General features: G+C 61.3%; 14 protein-coding genes. 7 read left to right on the top strand and 7 right to left on the bottom strand.

From position 1 onward, the window contains the following. Nucleotides 1–14: 14 nt before the first annotated feature. The 7 genes from G3N97_RS19460 (at nt 15) to G3N97_RS19430 (ending at nt 8,235) form a co-directional block, all read left to right on the top strand. Nucleotides 15–1,295, top strand: a complete 1,281-nt coding sequence (locus G3N97_RS19460) for an MFS transporter (protein ID WP_205994682.1) — start codon at nt 15–17, stop codon at nt 1,293–1,295. Nucleotides 1,296–1,393: 98 nt separating this feature from the next. Further along, nucleotides 1,394–2,380, top strand: coding sequence for a protocatechuate 3,4-dioxygenase (locus G3N97_RS19455; protein WP_065060457.1), 987 nt, complete (start codon nt 1,394–1,396; stop codon nt 2,378–2,380). Nucleotides 2,381–2,410: 30 nt separating this feature from the next. Further along, entirely contained in the window at nt 2,411–3,268 is an 858-nt protein-coding gene (locus tag G3N97_RS19450) for an aldolase/citrate lyase family protein (protein ID WP_205994681.1), read from the top strand. Between the two features lie 169 nt (nt 3,269–3,437). Further along, nucleotides 3,438–4,463, top strand: a complete 1,026-nt coding sequence (locus tag G3N97_RS19445) for a porin (RefSeq protein ID WP_205994680.1) — start codon at nt 3,438–3,440, stop codon at nt 4,461–4,463. Between the two features lie 227 nt (nt 4,464–4,690). Then, a complete protein-coding gene (locus tag G3N97_RS19440; RefSeq protein ID WP_205994679.1) occupies nt 4,691–5,611 on the top strand; it encodes a helix-turn-helix domain-containing protein in 921 nt (306 codons plus the stop codon). Nucleotides 5,612–5,887: 276 nt separating this feature from the next. Next, entirely contained in the window at nt 5,888–7,012 is a 1,125-nt protein-coding gene (locus tag G3N97_RS19435; protein ID WP_346778088.1) for a lactonase family protein, read from the top strand. Nucleotides 7,013–7,209: 197 nt separating this feature from the next. Next, complete coding sequence (locus G3N97_RS19430; protein WP_205994678.1) at nt 7,210–8,235, top strand: porin; 1,026 nt, start codon at nt 7,210–7,212, stop codon at nt 8,233–8,235. A 54-nt stretch (nt 8,236–8,289) separates the two neighbouring features. Here the strand turns inward: G3N97_RS19430 and G3N97_RS19425 are convergent, their stop codons facing one another. The 7 genes from G3N97_RS19425 to G3N97_RS19395 form a co-directional block, all read right to left on the bottom strand. After that, entirely contained in the window at nt 8,290–8,553 is a 264-nt protein-coding gene (locus G3N97_RS19425; RefSeq protein WP_205994677.1) for a DUF4148 domain-containing protein, read from the bottom strand. Between the two features lie 215 nt (nt 8,554–8,768). Continuing rightward, entirely contained in the window at nt 8,769–10,358 is a 1,590-nt protein-coding gene (locus G3N97_RS19420; RefSeq protein ID WP_205994676.1) for an aldehyde dehydrogenase (NADP(+)), read from the bottom strand. 23 nt (nt 10,359–10,381) lie between these two features. After that, nucleotides 10,382–10,633 (bottom strand): hypothetical protein, encoded by a 252-nt coding sequence (locus G3N97_RS19415; RefSeq protein ID WP_065060450.1) that lies wholly within the window; start codon nt 10,631–10,633, stop codon nt 10,382–10,384. Between the two features lie 203 nt (nt 10,634–10,836). After that, a complete protein-coding gene (locus tag G3N97_RS19410) occupies nt 10,837–12,087 on the bottom strand; it encodes an MFS transporter (protein WP_205994675.1) in 1,251 nt (416 codons plus the stop codon). A 119-nt stretch (nt 12,088–12,206) separates the two neighbouring features. Then, complete coding sequence (locus G3N97_RS19405; RefSeq protein ID WP_346778089.1) at nt 12,207–13,508, bottom strand: MFS transporter; 1,302 nt, start codon at nt 13,506–13,508, stop codon at nt 12,207–12,209. 60 nt (nt 13,509–13,568) lie between these two features. After that, entirely contained in the window at nt 13,569–14,462 is an 894-nt protein-coding gene (locus G3N97_RS19400) for a phosphate ABC transporter substrate-binding protein (protein WP_065060448.1), read from the bottom strand. A gap of 45 nt (nt 14,463–14,507) precedes the next feature. Then, nucleotides 14,508–15,346 (bottom strand): acetolactate synthase large subunit (locus G3N97_RS19395; protein WP_205994673.1); only part of this gene is annotated, 839 nt, incomplete at its 5' end.

Here is a 15,346-nt window from a genome sequence, read left to right as displayed (position 1 = left end):
CAAGAAGAAAGCACATGGAGACGAGCAAAACCGAACGATCGGGCATCGTGGGCAACTGGGCCGTACTCGCCCTGCTCGCGATCGGCGTATTGACGTCGTTTATCGATCGCACCAGTATTTCCAGCGTGTTGGCGGATAGCACCTTTATCCGTCACTTCGCGCTCAGCAACGTCGACCGCGGCTGGATCAATTCCGCGTTCTTCTGGTCGTATGGCCTGTTTCAGGTGCCGATGGGCTGGGTCGCCGACCGTTACGGCGTGAAATGGCCGTACGCGGTCTGCTTCGCGCTCTGGTGCGCCGCCACCGCATTGATGGGCGCGGTGACCACGCTGGCCGGCCTCGTCGTCATGCGCCTGCTCGTCGGCATCGCCGAAGCGATTGTGATCCCGGCAAGCTATCGCTGGATCCGCAATAACTTCCACGAAAGCCAGAGCGGTCTCGCCGTCGGCATTCTCGCAATGGGCAATAAATTCGGCCCCGCGATCGGCGCGCCGGTGGCCGCGTGGTTCATCGTCAACTACTCGTGGAAAGCGATGTTCATCGCCACGGGTCTCGTCGGCCTGCTCTGGCTCGTGCCCTGGCTGCTGATGGTGCGCAACGACCTGCCCTCGCGCGAAACCTTGCTCAAGGCCGACCGCAGCGCGCGCACGGTGAGTCTCGCGAGCATTCTGTCGAGCCCGGTCGTCTGGGGCGGCATGATCACCAACTTCTGCTACGGCTATTTCACGTTCTTCTGCATGACGTGGATGCCCGCGTATCTCGTCGAGCAACGCGGTCTGTCGATTGGACGCTCGGGCATCTTCACCTTCTTCAGCTTCGCGGGCATCGCCATCGTCGCGGCCATCGCGGGCTGGGCCGCCGACCGCATCATCGCACGCGGCGCCAATGCCATCGCGGTGCGCAAGGCGTTCATCATCGCGGGCTTCGTAGGCGGCTGCACCGTGCTGCTCGGCGCCTATGCGCACTCGCTCGAAGCGGCGCTGTTCTGGAACGTGCTCTCGCTGTCGTTGCTCGGCTTGACGACCGCCAACAACCTCGTGCTCTCGCGTCTCACGCTGATTCCGAAGCAGACGGTCGGCCTCGTGACCGGCGTGCAACAGGTCGCGACGAGTTTCGCGGGCGGCGTGGCCGCGAGTCTCTCCGGCTGGCTGCTGCATATCAGCAAGAGCTACGACCTGCCGATGATGGTGATCTTCGTCTTCCTGCTCGTCGGCGCGGCTGCCACGGCGATTCTTTATCGCCCCGACTGGGCGCCGAAAGCAAACGAGCCGCAACCTGAATTACGCGAAGCATAAGCAACGGACTCCGAATCAATACCGCAGCACTTGCTGCCTCCCACGTTTTGACCGCGGCCCTGCCCGTGTCGACTGATTGAACACTGGAAACAACTCATATGGCGAAAATCGTATTCGGGATGGCCGTACCGCATAGCGGCATGCTTGGCCAGGCGCCGGAAGACTGGCTCAAGAACGGCGAGCGCGACCGCAATAATCCGGAACTGTGGTTCCGCAACCGGACGTGGACCTATCCCGAACTGGAAGCCCATCGCGAAGCGGCGTTCGCACCGTTCCTCACGCTGGAAGAACGCACCGCGCGCGCAGCGCGCTGCCGCGTGGCGCTCGACAAGATGGCCGCCGCGTATCGCGAAGCGAAGATCGACGTGGCGATTATTCTTGGCAAGGACCAGAAGGAAATCTTCACCGACTTCTCCCCTTCCATCGCAATCTATAGCGGCGCGGAAGTTCATAACGGGCCGCCGCAACGCTCCGTCTACGCGCCCGACCGGCATGTCACGCACGCGTGCCATCCGGAACTGGCCACCTATCTGATCAACCGCTTCCAGGCGGAAGGCTTCGATCTCACCGATCTGTTCGCGTGGCCCGATAACGTCTGGATGAAGCCGCTGCCCGAGTACCCGGTCGCGCCGCACGCGTACAGCTTCGTCTATCACCAGATCATGGACGACAATCCGCCGCCGCACGTGCCGATCATCATGAACTGCTTCTATCCGCCGACGCAGCCTTCGATGTCGCGCTGCATCGAATTCGGCCGCGTGTTGCGCGAGGCGATCGCGGCGTGGCCCGCCGATGTGCGCGTGGGCATCTTCGCCTCGGGCGGCCTCTCGCATTTCGTCAACGATGAAGAGTTCGATCATCGCATCATGAAGATGCTGGCGAATTACGACTACGAGGGCCTCGCCGCCGTGGACGATCGCTCGTATCAATCCGGCACCTCGGAAATCAAGCTCTATGTGAGCGTGATGAAAGCGCTCGAAGAAACCGGCGCGGAAATGACGCTCGTCGATTACGTCCCGTGCTGGCGCACGCCCGCCGGCACCGGCGAAGGCATGGGCTTCATGTACTGGAAAGCCGAAGAATAACGCATCATTCGCCAGCAAAGAGGCAACACAATGAGCGATACCCGCATCAACGGCATTATCCGCACGCTCGAATCCGGCAAGGCCGCTTTCGCCGCGTTCTCGAAGCTCGACAAGCAGAGCGCCATCGAGATGAGCGATGCGCCCTACGACGGCGTCGTGTTCGAAATGGAGCACAACCCGTACGACGTGTCTGCATTCGGCGACGCGCTGCAATACATGCTGAGCCGCAAGCAGATTGCCGAATCCAGCTCGGTCGCACCGCGCGTGACGCCCATCGCGCGCATTCCGGCGAACGGCGTGGAGATGAACCAGAGCTTCGCCAAGCAGGTGCTCGATCGCGGCGCATACGGTGTGATCTGGCCGCACGTGGCCACGGTCGAACAGGCGTACAACGCGGTGGCCTCGTGCCGCTACGCACGTCCGAAGCACGCGCCGATCTATGAACCGAAGGGCGTGCGCGGCGACGGCCCGGCCAATGCCTCGCGCTATTGGGGCCTGTCGATGCCGCAATACTACGAGAAGGCCGACGTCTGGCCGCTCGCGCCGCATGGCGAAATTCTCGTCGGCCTGATGTGCGAAAGCACGCAGGCGATCGAGAATCTCGACGACATCCTCTCGAACGTGCCCGGCATCGGCCTGATTCTGATTGGCGAAGGCGACTTGAGCCAGGAACTGGGTTTTCCGCGCCAATACGAACATCCGGAAGTGCTCGACGCGATGCGCAAGATCGTCGAGACCTGCAAGAAGCACAACGTCGTGGTCGGGCACCCGCACGTGACCGCGAAGAATCATCAGCGACTCATTCAGGAAGGTTATCGCTTCCTGATGTCGGCGCCATCGCGCACCTATGGCGTAGTCGGCGCCGCGCGCGAAATGGCCGGTTACTGAAGCTTTTTCCGCACTCACCCTCCGTCACGAAGGCCGCGCGTTTTAGCGTGCCCTTCGTGACGATATCAATTAGTCATCCCAATTATTGAAACAGGAAATTTCATCGAGAAAATCGTCAGCGGCCATTCGGCCCTGCAGCGCAATAAATAAAATCAACGTGGAGACAAGAATGAAGCGAATGCTAGTCGTGGCATCCGGCCTTGCGTCGGCGTGCCTGTTTCAGACAGCCCATGCGCAATCGTCCGTTACGCTTTACGGCGTGATCGACAATGGCATCGAGTATCAGAATGGCGGCAACGGTTCGGTCGTGCGCGCCACCTCGGGCGGTCTGTTCGCGAGCCGCTACGGCCTGAAAGGCAGCGAGGATATTGGCGGTGGACTGCACGTCAATTTCCAGCTCGAGCAAGGCTTCTCGGCCATGACCGGTGCGGCGGCCAATTCCGCGGAAGCCTTCAATCGGCAGGCGTGGGTCGGTTTGTCGGGCGGGTTCGGCGAAGTGCGATTCGGCCTGCAAAACACGCCGCAATACATTTTCCTGAATCGCGAACTCGATCCGGTCGCCGTGATGAGCATGGGTTCGCCGATGCTCAACTTCAATTCGCTGACCATTCGCGTCAACAATGCGATCTCCTACTTCACGCCGACGGTCTACGGACTGAGCGCGCAATTCATGGTCGCGATGCGTGATTCCACTACCAAGCCGAGCAACGGCCTGCAGTTCTACAACGCCGCCGCGCGCTATGAGAACGGGCCGTTCCGGGTGGCGGCGGGCTACGAGCAGGCGGACAACGCCACCGGCACGTCCACGCTGAAAGTGTTCAACGCGGGTGCATCGGTGGGCGTCGGTCCGGCGCGCTTCTATCTCGCGTATCACACGGAAAAGCAAACCGACAACAGCATCAAGCGCGACGTCTATGAAGGGTCGGGTTCGTGGAGTTTCGGTCCCGCCGATCAACTCGCGCTGATGTACGGTTACCTGCACGATCGCACCGGCAACGGCAATAACGCGCAGCAGATCGGCATGACGTACGAGCACTATCTGTCGAAGCGCACGACGCTCTATGCGTCGGCTGCGTTTATCAACAACCGCAATCAGGCGGCCTTCACGCTCAATGGCACGGCTTACGCCGGCCCGACCGTGGCGCCGGGTTCGAATACGCGCGGCGTCATTCTCGGCATGGTCCATACCTTCTGACGCACGGATCGAATCGAGCCGGTGCCGGAAAGTTCCTGGCACCGGTCTCGGGGTATATCGCAAGTGGCCGACAAGGACGGCCTGTGAAAGAATAGGACGAGTTTCACGGTCCCTTTTTGCAGGGAGCATATCGAGCAAGTCGCACGCGGACCCCGCCCAGACGGTACAGCGTTCCGGCGAATCAGCATTGAAATGGCGGCCGCACGAACGGTCGTCCAGGAGACTTCATGGCCCACGGCGCAACCCTCATCAAGCCCACGAACCGACCTGTCGGCACAAGCCGCCTGAGCGCGGTTCCCAAAGTTCGGCTCTATGTCGAACCCGCCGAGGAAGAAAACTGGTTCGTGCACGTTGGCCACGTGACCGAGCGCGGACGCTGTCGCACCGCGCCGCACGCACATCCAGCTTACGGGCAACTGATTTTCGTGCGCAACGGCCGCGGCGTGATGAATCTCGAAGGGCGCAGCGTGCCGTTCGAGGGGCCGTGCGCGCTGCTGGTGCCCACCGAGTGCATTCACGGTCTCGACTACGAAATCGACGTGGACCGTTGGGTCGTCACGATCGAAGTGTCCTATCTCACGCAGGTGAATGCGCGGCTGCGCGAATTCGTGGCGCTGTGGTCCGCGCCACGCATGGTCCCGTTCGCCTATCACGCCGAAGCCGCCGGCGAAATCTACAGCCTGATTCAGCGCCTGAAACAAGAGGTGGAATCGGATTCAGTGGGACAAGTGGCCGGCACCGAAGCCCTGTTGACGATGCTGCTCCTCACATTGGTTCGCGAAGCGCGTCTCGATCAGGCGGTCAGCGAAGCCGTGCCGCGCAATGACGTGCGTCTCGTGGAGCGCTTTCGCAAACTGATCGACGAGCACTACCGCGACAATCTTCCGTTGCAGCAATATGCGTCGATGCTTGCGGTCTCGCTCGTGCAATTGCGTGCTGCCTGCGCGTCCGCCGCCGAAAAAAGCCCGACCAAAATGATTCACGCGCGCATTATTACGGAAGCCAAACGCGAACTCATCTTCGGCGATATGTCGGTCGAACAGATTGCTTTCATGCTGGGTTTCGCGGACGCCGCGTATTTCACGCGCTTCTTCCGCAGAGAAGTCGACCAGGCGCCGAGCCAGTTTCGCAGCGAAGCGCGACGATAAGGCCGCGCAAAAAACCCACACGGGTTCCCGCACTGACCGATCGAAACGGTGCGCGCGCAATCATGACCGACTACGCGCGCACCGCGTTTCGATACTCGTCCCGGTATCTTCCCTGGTTCGATTGAAAAGTGCTGGCGAATCCGGATTTTGTGCAGGGACCCGTCCTTGCGCAGCGAATACGCTTTCAACGATTCGCCCCTTTCTCAATCAGCTCAACCAGGTCTACCGAATATGGCGCAACTCGTCACGCCTGCCACACGGATGCGGCGCACCGCCGTGGCCGCACTTGTCGCAACCGCATTCTCGGCACTCTCGGTCTGCGCCGCAGCCAGCACGACGGCCGAATCCGATACGGAATTCGTCTACGTCGGCACGCTGCATCAGCAGATCAACGCCCTGCACTTCAACACGTCCACCGGCAACATCAACGACGTCGGCACCGTCGCGCAAGGATTGAAGTCGACCTGGGTGGCGTCGCATCCGCAATTGCCCGTGCTCTACGCCGTGAACGACGATCGCGACAAGGAAGGCAGCGTCACGGCGTACGCGGTGAACCAGGACAACGGATCGCTTACGCGCATCAACGACGTGCTGACTGGCGGCCGTGGCACCACCTTCCTGCAATTCGACGCGCCGTCGTCCACGCTGCTCGGCGCGAACTACAACAGCGGCTCCGTATCGAGCCTCGCGGTGAATCGCGACGGCAGCGTCGGCACGCTCGAATCGACGATTGCAGAGAAAGGTTCCGGCCCGAGCCCGCGCCAGACCGATGCGCACGCGCATGGCGTCACCATCGATCCTTCGGGGCACTATGCGCTCGTGCCCGATCTGGGCGCCGATCGCGTTTTCATTTATGGCTTCGATCGCGCCACGCACACGCTGACGCAACTCGATGCCGCCGCGCCCCGCGCGTTCGCGTTGCCGCCGGGAAGCGGGCCGCGCCGGGTCGTGTTCGGGCCGACCGGACAGTACGCCTATGTGTTGACCGAACTGAGCGCGGAGCTGCTCGTATTGCACTGGGACGCCGCCACCGCGCAACTCACGCCCGTGCAAACGCTGCCCATCAGCCAGGCGGGATTCAATGGCGTGAAGAGCGGCGCGGAAATGGCGATGAGCCGCGACGGACGGTTTATCTATGTCGAAGACCGCGGCGAGAATGCCCTCGTTGTGTATCGCGTGGATAACGCCAGTGGTCAACTGAGCGAACTGCAACGCGTGCCGTCCGGCGGCGACAAACCGTGGGGATTCGCCATCGACCCATCGGGGAAATGGCTGTTTGTCGCGAATCAGCGTAGCGGAAACGTGAGCCTGTTTCGCATCGATCGCGCAACCGGCACGCTGGCTGATAGCGAGCAATCGATTGCGATTCCCGCGCCTACCAGCATTACCTTTGTGAAATAGCGCGGCGCGTTTTACTTTCCGCACCGTTCTTCGATGCGTCAATCGCATCGAAAAATGCAAGAAAAAGCGCATTTACTACAGGGACGCATCCTTTTTATTTTCTTACTATCCAGATTGCAGTCTAAATATTCGGTAACGCGATTCTAAAACCTATATCACGCGTTATCCGGATCGATTAACAGACAATCTGGAGACAAATGAAAAGGACCCTTCTCGCAGCGTCCGCGCTTATCTCGTCGTGCGCCGTTCAATCCGTTCAGGCGCAATCTTCCATCACGCTCTATGGCATTGTCGATAACGGCATCGAATATCAGAGCGGCGGCGCCAATCATGTCATTCGCGCTTCATCAGGCGGTTTATTCGCCACTGTCTATGGCCTCTACGGCCACGAAGATATTGGCGGCGGTGTACACGTCAATTTTCAGCTTGAGCAGGGTTTTTCGGCGGTCAATGGCGAGGCGCAGAATTCGGCCGATGCATTCAATCGTCTCGCATGGGTCGGCATGTCGGGTGGCTTCGGCGAATTCAGATTTGGCCGCCAGAAGAAGCCGCAATATCTTTATCTCGATGGCGAACTCGATCCGCTGGCAGCGAAATCGATTGCCTCGCCGCTCAACGATTTCGACGATGTGTCCGTGCGCGCCAGCAACGCCATTTCTTACTTCACGCCAAACTGGCACGGATTAACCGCGCAGATTCTCGTGTCGATGCGCGACTCCACCACCAAGCCCTCGAATGGCCTGCAGTCGTATAACGCCGTAGTGAAGTACATCAACGGGTCGTGGCATATTGCGGCCGGCTATGACCAGCAGGACAATGCGGCCGGCACGTCGGTTCAGAAAGTCTTTACGGCGGCGACTTCGCTCAAGGTGGACGCGGCGCGTTTCTACTTCGTCTACCACACGGAAACGCAGTCGGATCACAGCCAGAATGAAGCGACTTATTCCATCTCGGCTTCGTATCTCTTCAACCCCGCCAACGAGATTGCCGTGATGTACGGCTATTTGCACGACCGCACCGGCAACGGCAACAACGCGCAGCAAGTTGGCCTGTCGTACGAATACTTCCTCTCGAAGTCCTCGCTGATCTATATGGCCGCCGGTTTGATCGACAACCGGAATCAGGCGGCCTATACGCTCAACGGCACCGAATATTCAGGGATTGAGGTGACGCCGGGTGCAACGGCAAGAGGCATTATTATCGGGCTGACGCACAAGTTCTAAACCTGTAAAGCGTATCGGCCTGCATCACGCAATGCCGGTACGCTTGCCGCGATTTTATTGGCTTGCGTCGCCCGATTGCGACGAGCCACGCGCCACCGTACCGTAACCCGATGTATCGACCGCAGGCGTTTGCGCCGCCTGCATTTCACCGTTCGGATAATCGGTCCAGTCGAGCGGACCATAACCGCCCTTCTCCGCCTGAATGAGACTGGCGCGGACTTCTGCGCGCGTGAGCGGTTGCTGGCTTTGCTGCGCGAACGACGCGACCGGCGCAGCGAGAATCAATGCAGCGACAACGACTTGATTGAGCATGTTCATTTTGGCCCGCCTGACGTGTGTTTTAAGTGTTGCCGATTAACCAGCATTCCGAACAAACACAGTCTAGCAAACCAGAACATCAGGGTAAACACCTAAATTATTATTTTGGTTTACCAACACACTCGACGTTCCAACTCAACATTCCAATGCATGCGAACAAGGCAAAATCCCCGCAGGAATTTCGCCTCGTTTTACTGAACAGCTCGCACCGACGCTTAAAGCGAAGCGCCCGGTTCCCCATCGACAATACGCCACACGCCGAGCGGATTGGCGTCATGCAACGCTTCCGGCAACAACAGTTCCGGCAGATCCTGATAACAAACCGGACGCAGGAAGCGATCGATGGCGGTCGCGCCCACCGAGGTGTACATCGCGTTCGACGTCGAAGGATGCGGACCGCCGTGCACCATCGCGTGACAGACTTCGACACCGGTCGGGAAACCATTCGCGAGAATGCGGCCCGCCTTGCGTTCGAGCACCGGCAGCAGACGCTTCGCAGCGGGGTAATCGGCGGCGTCGATCTGCAAGGTGACCGTCAATTGCCCTTCCACATGCTCGGCGATTTCCAGCAGCTCGTTAAAGTCTCGCGCACGCACGACCACCGAAGCGGGACCGAACATTTCGGATTCCAGTTCCGGCGAATCGAGCAAACGCGCCGCATCGGTCACGTAGAGTGCGGCTTGCGCGGCGTTGGCACGCTCGCCTGCCGCTTCGCCTTCGGCGACCTTTTGCACGCCTTGCACCGCGGCCGCGCTTTGCGTGCCCGAGCAATACGCATCGAAGATGCCGGGCGTGAGCATCGTTTGCGCGGGTTTGCCGGTCAACGCTTCGCTCGCCGATGCGATGAAGCGTTCGAGGTCCGGTCCGTCGACGGCGAGCACCAGCCCCGGATTCGTGCAGAACTGACCGGCGCCCAGCGTCAGCGAATCGGCGAAAGCCTTGCCGATAGTTTCAGCGCGACTCGCCAGTGCGGCCGGAAACAGAAACACCGGGTTAATGCTGCTCATTTCCGCGTAGACGGGAATCGGCTCGGGGCGCGCGTTGGCGAGACGCACCAGCGCGAGGCCACCCTGGCGCGAGCCCGTGAAGCCCACGGCCTTGATCGCCGGATGCGAAACGAGCGCCTCGCCCAGCTTGCGGCCCGCGCCGAACAGCAGCGAAAACGTGCCTTCGGGCAAGCCCTGCGCCTTCACGGCCTGCTGGATCGCGCGACCAACGAGTTCCGACGTGCCCAGATGCGCGCTGTGCGCCTTCACGATAACCGGCGCACCCGCGGCCAGCGCGGAAGCCGTATCGCCGCCCGCAACCGAAAAAGCGAGCGGGAAATTGCTCGCGCCGAATACCGCCACCGGACCCAAAGGCACTTTCGCGAGACGCAAATCCGAACGCGGCAAGGGCTGACGCTCCGGTTGCGCACGGTCGATCGTCGCGCCGAGAAAATGACCATCGCGCACGACTTTCGCAAAGAGGCGCAATTGCCCGACCGTGCGCCCGCGCTCGCCTTGCAGACGCGCAATCGGCAAGCCGGTTTCAGCGTGCGCGCGCTCGATCAATGCATCGCCGAGTTCGAGAATATTCTCGGCGATGGCTTCGAGAAACGCCGCGCGCTTTTCGAGCGATACGTTGCGATAGACATCGAAAGCTTCGGATGCGAGCGAGGCCGCGCGATCGACTTCGGCGCCGCCGCCCATGCCGAATGCCGGTTCCGCGATTTCCGTATTGCTCGCGGGATTGAATGCGCGCTGCTCGCCTTCGGTGCCGCGCACCGAAGCGAAACCGATCAGCATGTCGCCACTGAGAGTCATATTGGTTTCCTGAAACGTCCTGTTCATGGCTGATGGCAGAGCCAGTTCACTGCGGGGCGCGCGAACAGCGGCGGAGTCGGTGGATACACACACCACGAGCCGTCGTCGTGACGAAAGAAGACAATCTCGAACGTGCCCGACGCGCGGGCCACTTCCACTTTAACCACGCGCCACGGCATCTTTTTCGTGCGGCCAGGCCGCGTCACGCGAAAATGTCCGCTATGACCGAGCCAGTCGTTGACGAGCGCGCGAAGCGACTTTCGTTCACCGCTCATAAGCGTCTCCCTGCTTCGCGAACGTGTTGGCGTCTTTATGAAGCTCGTACTGCCCATGCTTTCGTGCGCCAACACCCACGCCCCGATCCGGCGATTCCCGATTGGGAATCGCAAACGGTGCGCTTATCTTCGGTCCACGCGCGCGCGCTGTCTATTGAAGTTAAACGCTGCAGCCTTAACCGGCACGTTAAGCCTGAATCTAATCAATGCAGCGTTTCGCGCCGTGCCAGCGGTTTGAACAACTGACTCCACGCAGCGCTCACGAGTATCGTTGCGAAACCGCCCAGCACGACCGCGCCCACTGCGCCCATCGCGGCGGCCGTCACGCCCGACTCGAATTCACCGAGTTGATTGCTCGCGCCAATAAACAGCGTATTTACCGCCGAGACGCGACCACGCATGCGGTCCGGCGTTTCGATCTGCACCAGCGTCTGACGCACGATCACGCTGATCGTGTCCGCGCCGCCCGAAATCGCCAATAGCATCAGCGAGAGCAAAAACGATCGCGAAACGCCGAACGCGACAATCGCCGCGCCATACACTGCCACGGCGATCAGCAGCTTTTTGCCGACGCCGCTGCGAATCGCGTGTCGCGACAACCACAATCCCACGCACAGCGCGCCCACGGCGGGCGCGGAACGCAGCAGTCCCAGCCCTTCGGGACCGACGTGCAGAATCTCTTTCGCGTAAACAGGCAATAGTGCCGTCGCGCCGCCAAACAGCACGCCGAACAGATCGAGCGAAATTCCGCCGAGCAACAGCGGGTTGCTCCAGACAAAGCGCAAACCGGCCAGCACCGTTTCCGCCGTCACCGGTTCGCGCGGCGGCGGCACGTGGTCGTAGCGAATCAGCGCATACAACACGGCGCTCACGCAGAACAACACGGTGCACGTGAGATACAGCGCGTTGATGCCGGTCGCGAACAGCAAACCGCCGAGCGCCGGGCCCGCGATCACGCACACCTGCTGAACGGACGTGCTGAGCGCCATCGAGCGCGCCAGCAGACTTTGCGGCACCAGCATCGGCAGCAACGCCTGTTGACCCGACATCTGAAACGGACGAATCGCGCCGAGCACCAGCGAAAGCCCCAGCAGCAGCTCACGCGAAACCGCGTTCGTCATGGTGGCTGCGGCGAGCAGCGCAGCGATGGCCGCCTGAACGCCGAGACACACGGCGACGATCCGGCCGCGATGCAGACGGTCCGCGCAATGTCCCGCGGGCAGCGTCGTGGCGAGCCCGGGAATAAACTGGAACAGGCCAACCAGACCGAGATACCAGGCACTCGACGTCAGCTCGTACATATGCCAGCTGATCGCCAGCATGAGCATCTGCTGGGCCGCAATGGAGCCGACGCGCGCGCTCAGAAAACGCGTGAGCGGCGCGTGGTGCAACAAAGGCGCCAAACCGGGGCGCGCTTCGAGCGCCGCCACGGCGGGTTCTTTTAATCGACTCATGACGGCATCCAGCTTTGCGTGGTGAAAATGACGATGCGAATGTTGAAAAATGGCTGGGATGAAATTGAAATCACACCGCACAATTATGGTGATTGCGGCAATTGCGGCGATTACAGCAATTACGACCCCGCGCGATACGAATGCGCATCGCGTTCAGCGGCGACAGGTTCGCCCTCGTTGACTTTCGGCGCCCACTTTCTGCGCAGCAACACCACGGTGCTGGTCGCGCCGAGCAGCAGAAATACGAAAATCGCCGACATCGGCAATGTGTAGCTGCGCCCCACATGCAGCAGCCAGCCGGAAAGACTCGCCGACACGCCGCCCGCGAGACTGGTCGCCACCTGTTGCAAGCCGGTATTCAAACCCACGGCCTGTTTCGGAATGAGCGTGAGTTTCACCAGCGCGAGATTATTCGCGGTGACGAGACCCAGCAGCGAAAGCGACGCGATATTCCAGAACAACGCTTCCTGCGCCGTGTGTGCATACGCGCCCATCAACACCGTTGTCCCGCTGATAAATCCTGCGACGATAAACGACTTGCGCACGACCACGGCGTCGTGACCGCGCGCGATCAAACGGTCTGCGGCCCAGCCCGCCAACGCGGCCACGATGGCAATGCCCGCGAAACTGAAAAACGTATACACGCCCGATTGCCGAAGTGAAAGTCCGCGCTGCTCGACGAGATACGCGGGCATCCACGTCATGCAATAAAACACGAAATAGCTGTAGCAGAAGTTGGTGATGAGACCGCCCCACACTACCGGGCTCGCGAGCAGATTGCGCAACGGCACCGAAGCCGCACGCTGGCGCGCGGCCGCAAGCTCTGCGCGCGAAGGAAAGTCGTTCTTGAGCAGCCATTGCCACGGCACCAGCCACAGCAAACCGGCGAGTCCGGTCACGACGAACATCGTCTTCCACGAACTTGCGGCGATCAACCAGGCCGCGATCGGCGCGCCGAGCGCCGGACCCATCTTGCCGCCAATCGAATAGATGCCGAGCGCGGTGCCTTTGTGCGCTTCGTCGAAATTATCGGCGAGATAGCGGTAAGTGGCGGGCACCACCACCGCTTCGGCCACGCCAATCAGCAAGCGCACCAGAATCAGCGCCGATAGCGTGCCCACCACGCCGGTCGCCGCCGCTGCGAGACACCAGAGCAGAAAGCAAACGCTGTACGGCCACTTCACGCCATAGCGGTCGACGATCCAGCCCATCGGCATCTGCATGAGCCCATAGGACCAGAACATCGCCGAGCCGAGCCAACCGCGCTCGATGTGCGTGAGCGCGAACTCGTGCACGAAGTGGCGGTCGGCGAGCGCGGCGGACATGCTCGTGCGGTCGACGAAGGAGATCATCAGCCCGATTGCAAGCAGCACCAGAATGCCCCAGCGATTCGCGTCGCGCGATGGCTGTCGTTGTGTGATCTCCACCTTCTGTCTCCGGCTTTTTATTGGCTTGCCATGTCGCGCCATGGCGGCGTGCGTTCAGCCCAGGCTGCCCGTCACGTCGTCGAACAGTTCGTCGACGGAAAGGCGGCGCGGAATGATCTTCTGATCGAGCGCCCAGTCGATCGCGAGCTGCAGGCCCTTGCGGTTTTCCTCCAGCCCGATCGGCGGGAAGATCGCCGGCACGCCTTCGGCGAGCGAGCGGCTTTCCGCAATCATGCGATAAATCTCGCGCACGATATCGGGGCGCGCCTTCGTCAGATCCGTGTGCACCGCGAACATGTGATTGATCGGCACCACGCCCGTGCGCGCGAACCAGTCTTTCGCCGCCGCGTGCGCGTCCGGCACCAGCGTACGCACGCGCTCGTCCTTCGGCATGTCTTCGCCGAGCAGCGCGGCCGCCAGTTCGCCCTTGAGCATCATTTCCGGAATCGACGAGCCCGCAGGCAGGCGCTCGCAATTCGACGGATCGCTGTACTCGGCGAGATGGCCGTCGCCCAGCGTCATCCACGTGACCTTGTCGAGATCGACGCCATATTCGTGACGCAGAATACCGCGAATCCACAGCGCCGTGGTTTGCGTGTAGGTGCGCACGCCGACCTTCTTGCCTTCGATATCTTTCGGATCGAGGTGGCCGAAGTCGAGGTTATAGCCCGCGCAATGATGCTGAAAACGGCCCGAGATCGGCGCGGGCAGCAGCACATACGGCTTGCCGTACGACTTCGCCTGCAGGAAGGTCACGATGGCGAGTTCGCCCGCGTCGAACTTGCTCTCACGCACCATCGCCTTGAAGCCGTTGTGCGCGGGCGTGGGGCCGCAAAAATCCAGCGTCACGAGATCGGAGCGCACGCGTCCGTCGCGCATCGCCTTCGTCACCGCGTATTCGGACAGATTGGTGCGCAGCGTCGGCACGCCCGTGAACGTCGTTGTCATGAATGTCTCTCCTGGTGTTGGTATCGCTTGATATCCGGATTCGATTTACAGCCGGACTTCGATGAGGCGCGGACCCGGCTCGCGCGTCGAATCGGTCATCGCTTTATAGAAGTCTTCCGCCGTTTCCACGGCGACGCCCGGCACGCCCATGCTCTTCGCCATCGCCAGCCAGTCGATGCGCGGATTGTCGATGTCGATCATCGACAGCGCGCGCTCGCCCGGCGTGCCCGCGCCCATGTTCGCGTACTCGGCCTTGAGGATCGCGTAGCTGTTATTGGCAAAGATGATGGTCGTGACGTTCAGCCCTTCGCGCGCCTGCGTCCACAGCGACTGGATCGTGTACATCGCGCTGCCGTCGCCGACCATGCAGAACACGCGCCGGTCGGGGCACGCGAGCGCCGCGCCGGTGGCGACCGGCGTCGAATAGCCGATCGAGCCGCCCATGTTGTTGATGAGGTCGTGCGGACGCGCGCCCATCGTCAGGTTCATCGATTCGCGGCCCGTCGTGAGCGACTCGTCGACGACGATGCAATGCTCGGGCAGCGCTGCCGCCATCGCGTGCGCAATGCTGACGGGATTGAGCGCGCCGGTCGGCACCGGCGTTTCGATACGCGCCTGCAGACGCGGCGCCGTGTCTGTTGCGCCCAATGCCTGCAACAGCATGTCGAAAGCGAGTTCGCTGTCCTCGTCTTCTTCGACGAGCGGATGCACCAGCGTGCCTTCGGCTTTCAAGAGACTCGGCTTGTCCGGGTAAGCGAAGAACGCCACCGGCTCGCTCGTCTCCACCGTCACGATGTGCTTGAAGTCCTTCAGGAACGCCTGCGCGAGCGGCACCGCATACGGAATGCGCGCGATGGGCACACGGCCCGCGCCGCGCTCGATGA

Origin of the sequence: Paraburkholderia sp. Ac-20347 (assembly GCF_017104805.1) — a bacterium.
Classification (GTDB): Bacteria; Pseudomonadota; Gammaproteobacteria; order Burkholderiales; family Burkholderiaceae; genus Paraburkholderia; species Paraburkholderia tropica.
The sequence above is the reverse complement of the archived record's forward strand: the minus strand, read 5'-3'. Positions and strand labels throughout refer to the sequence as shown.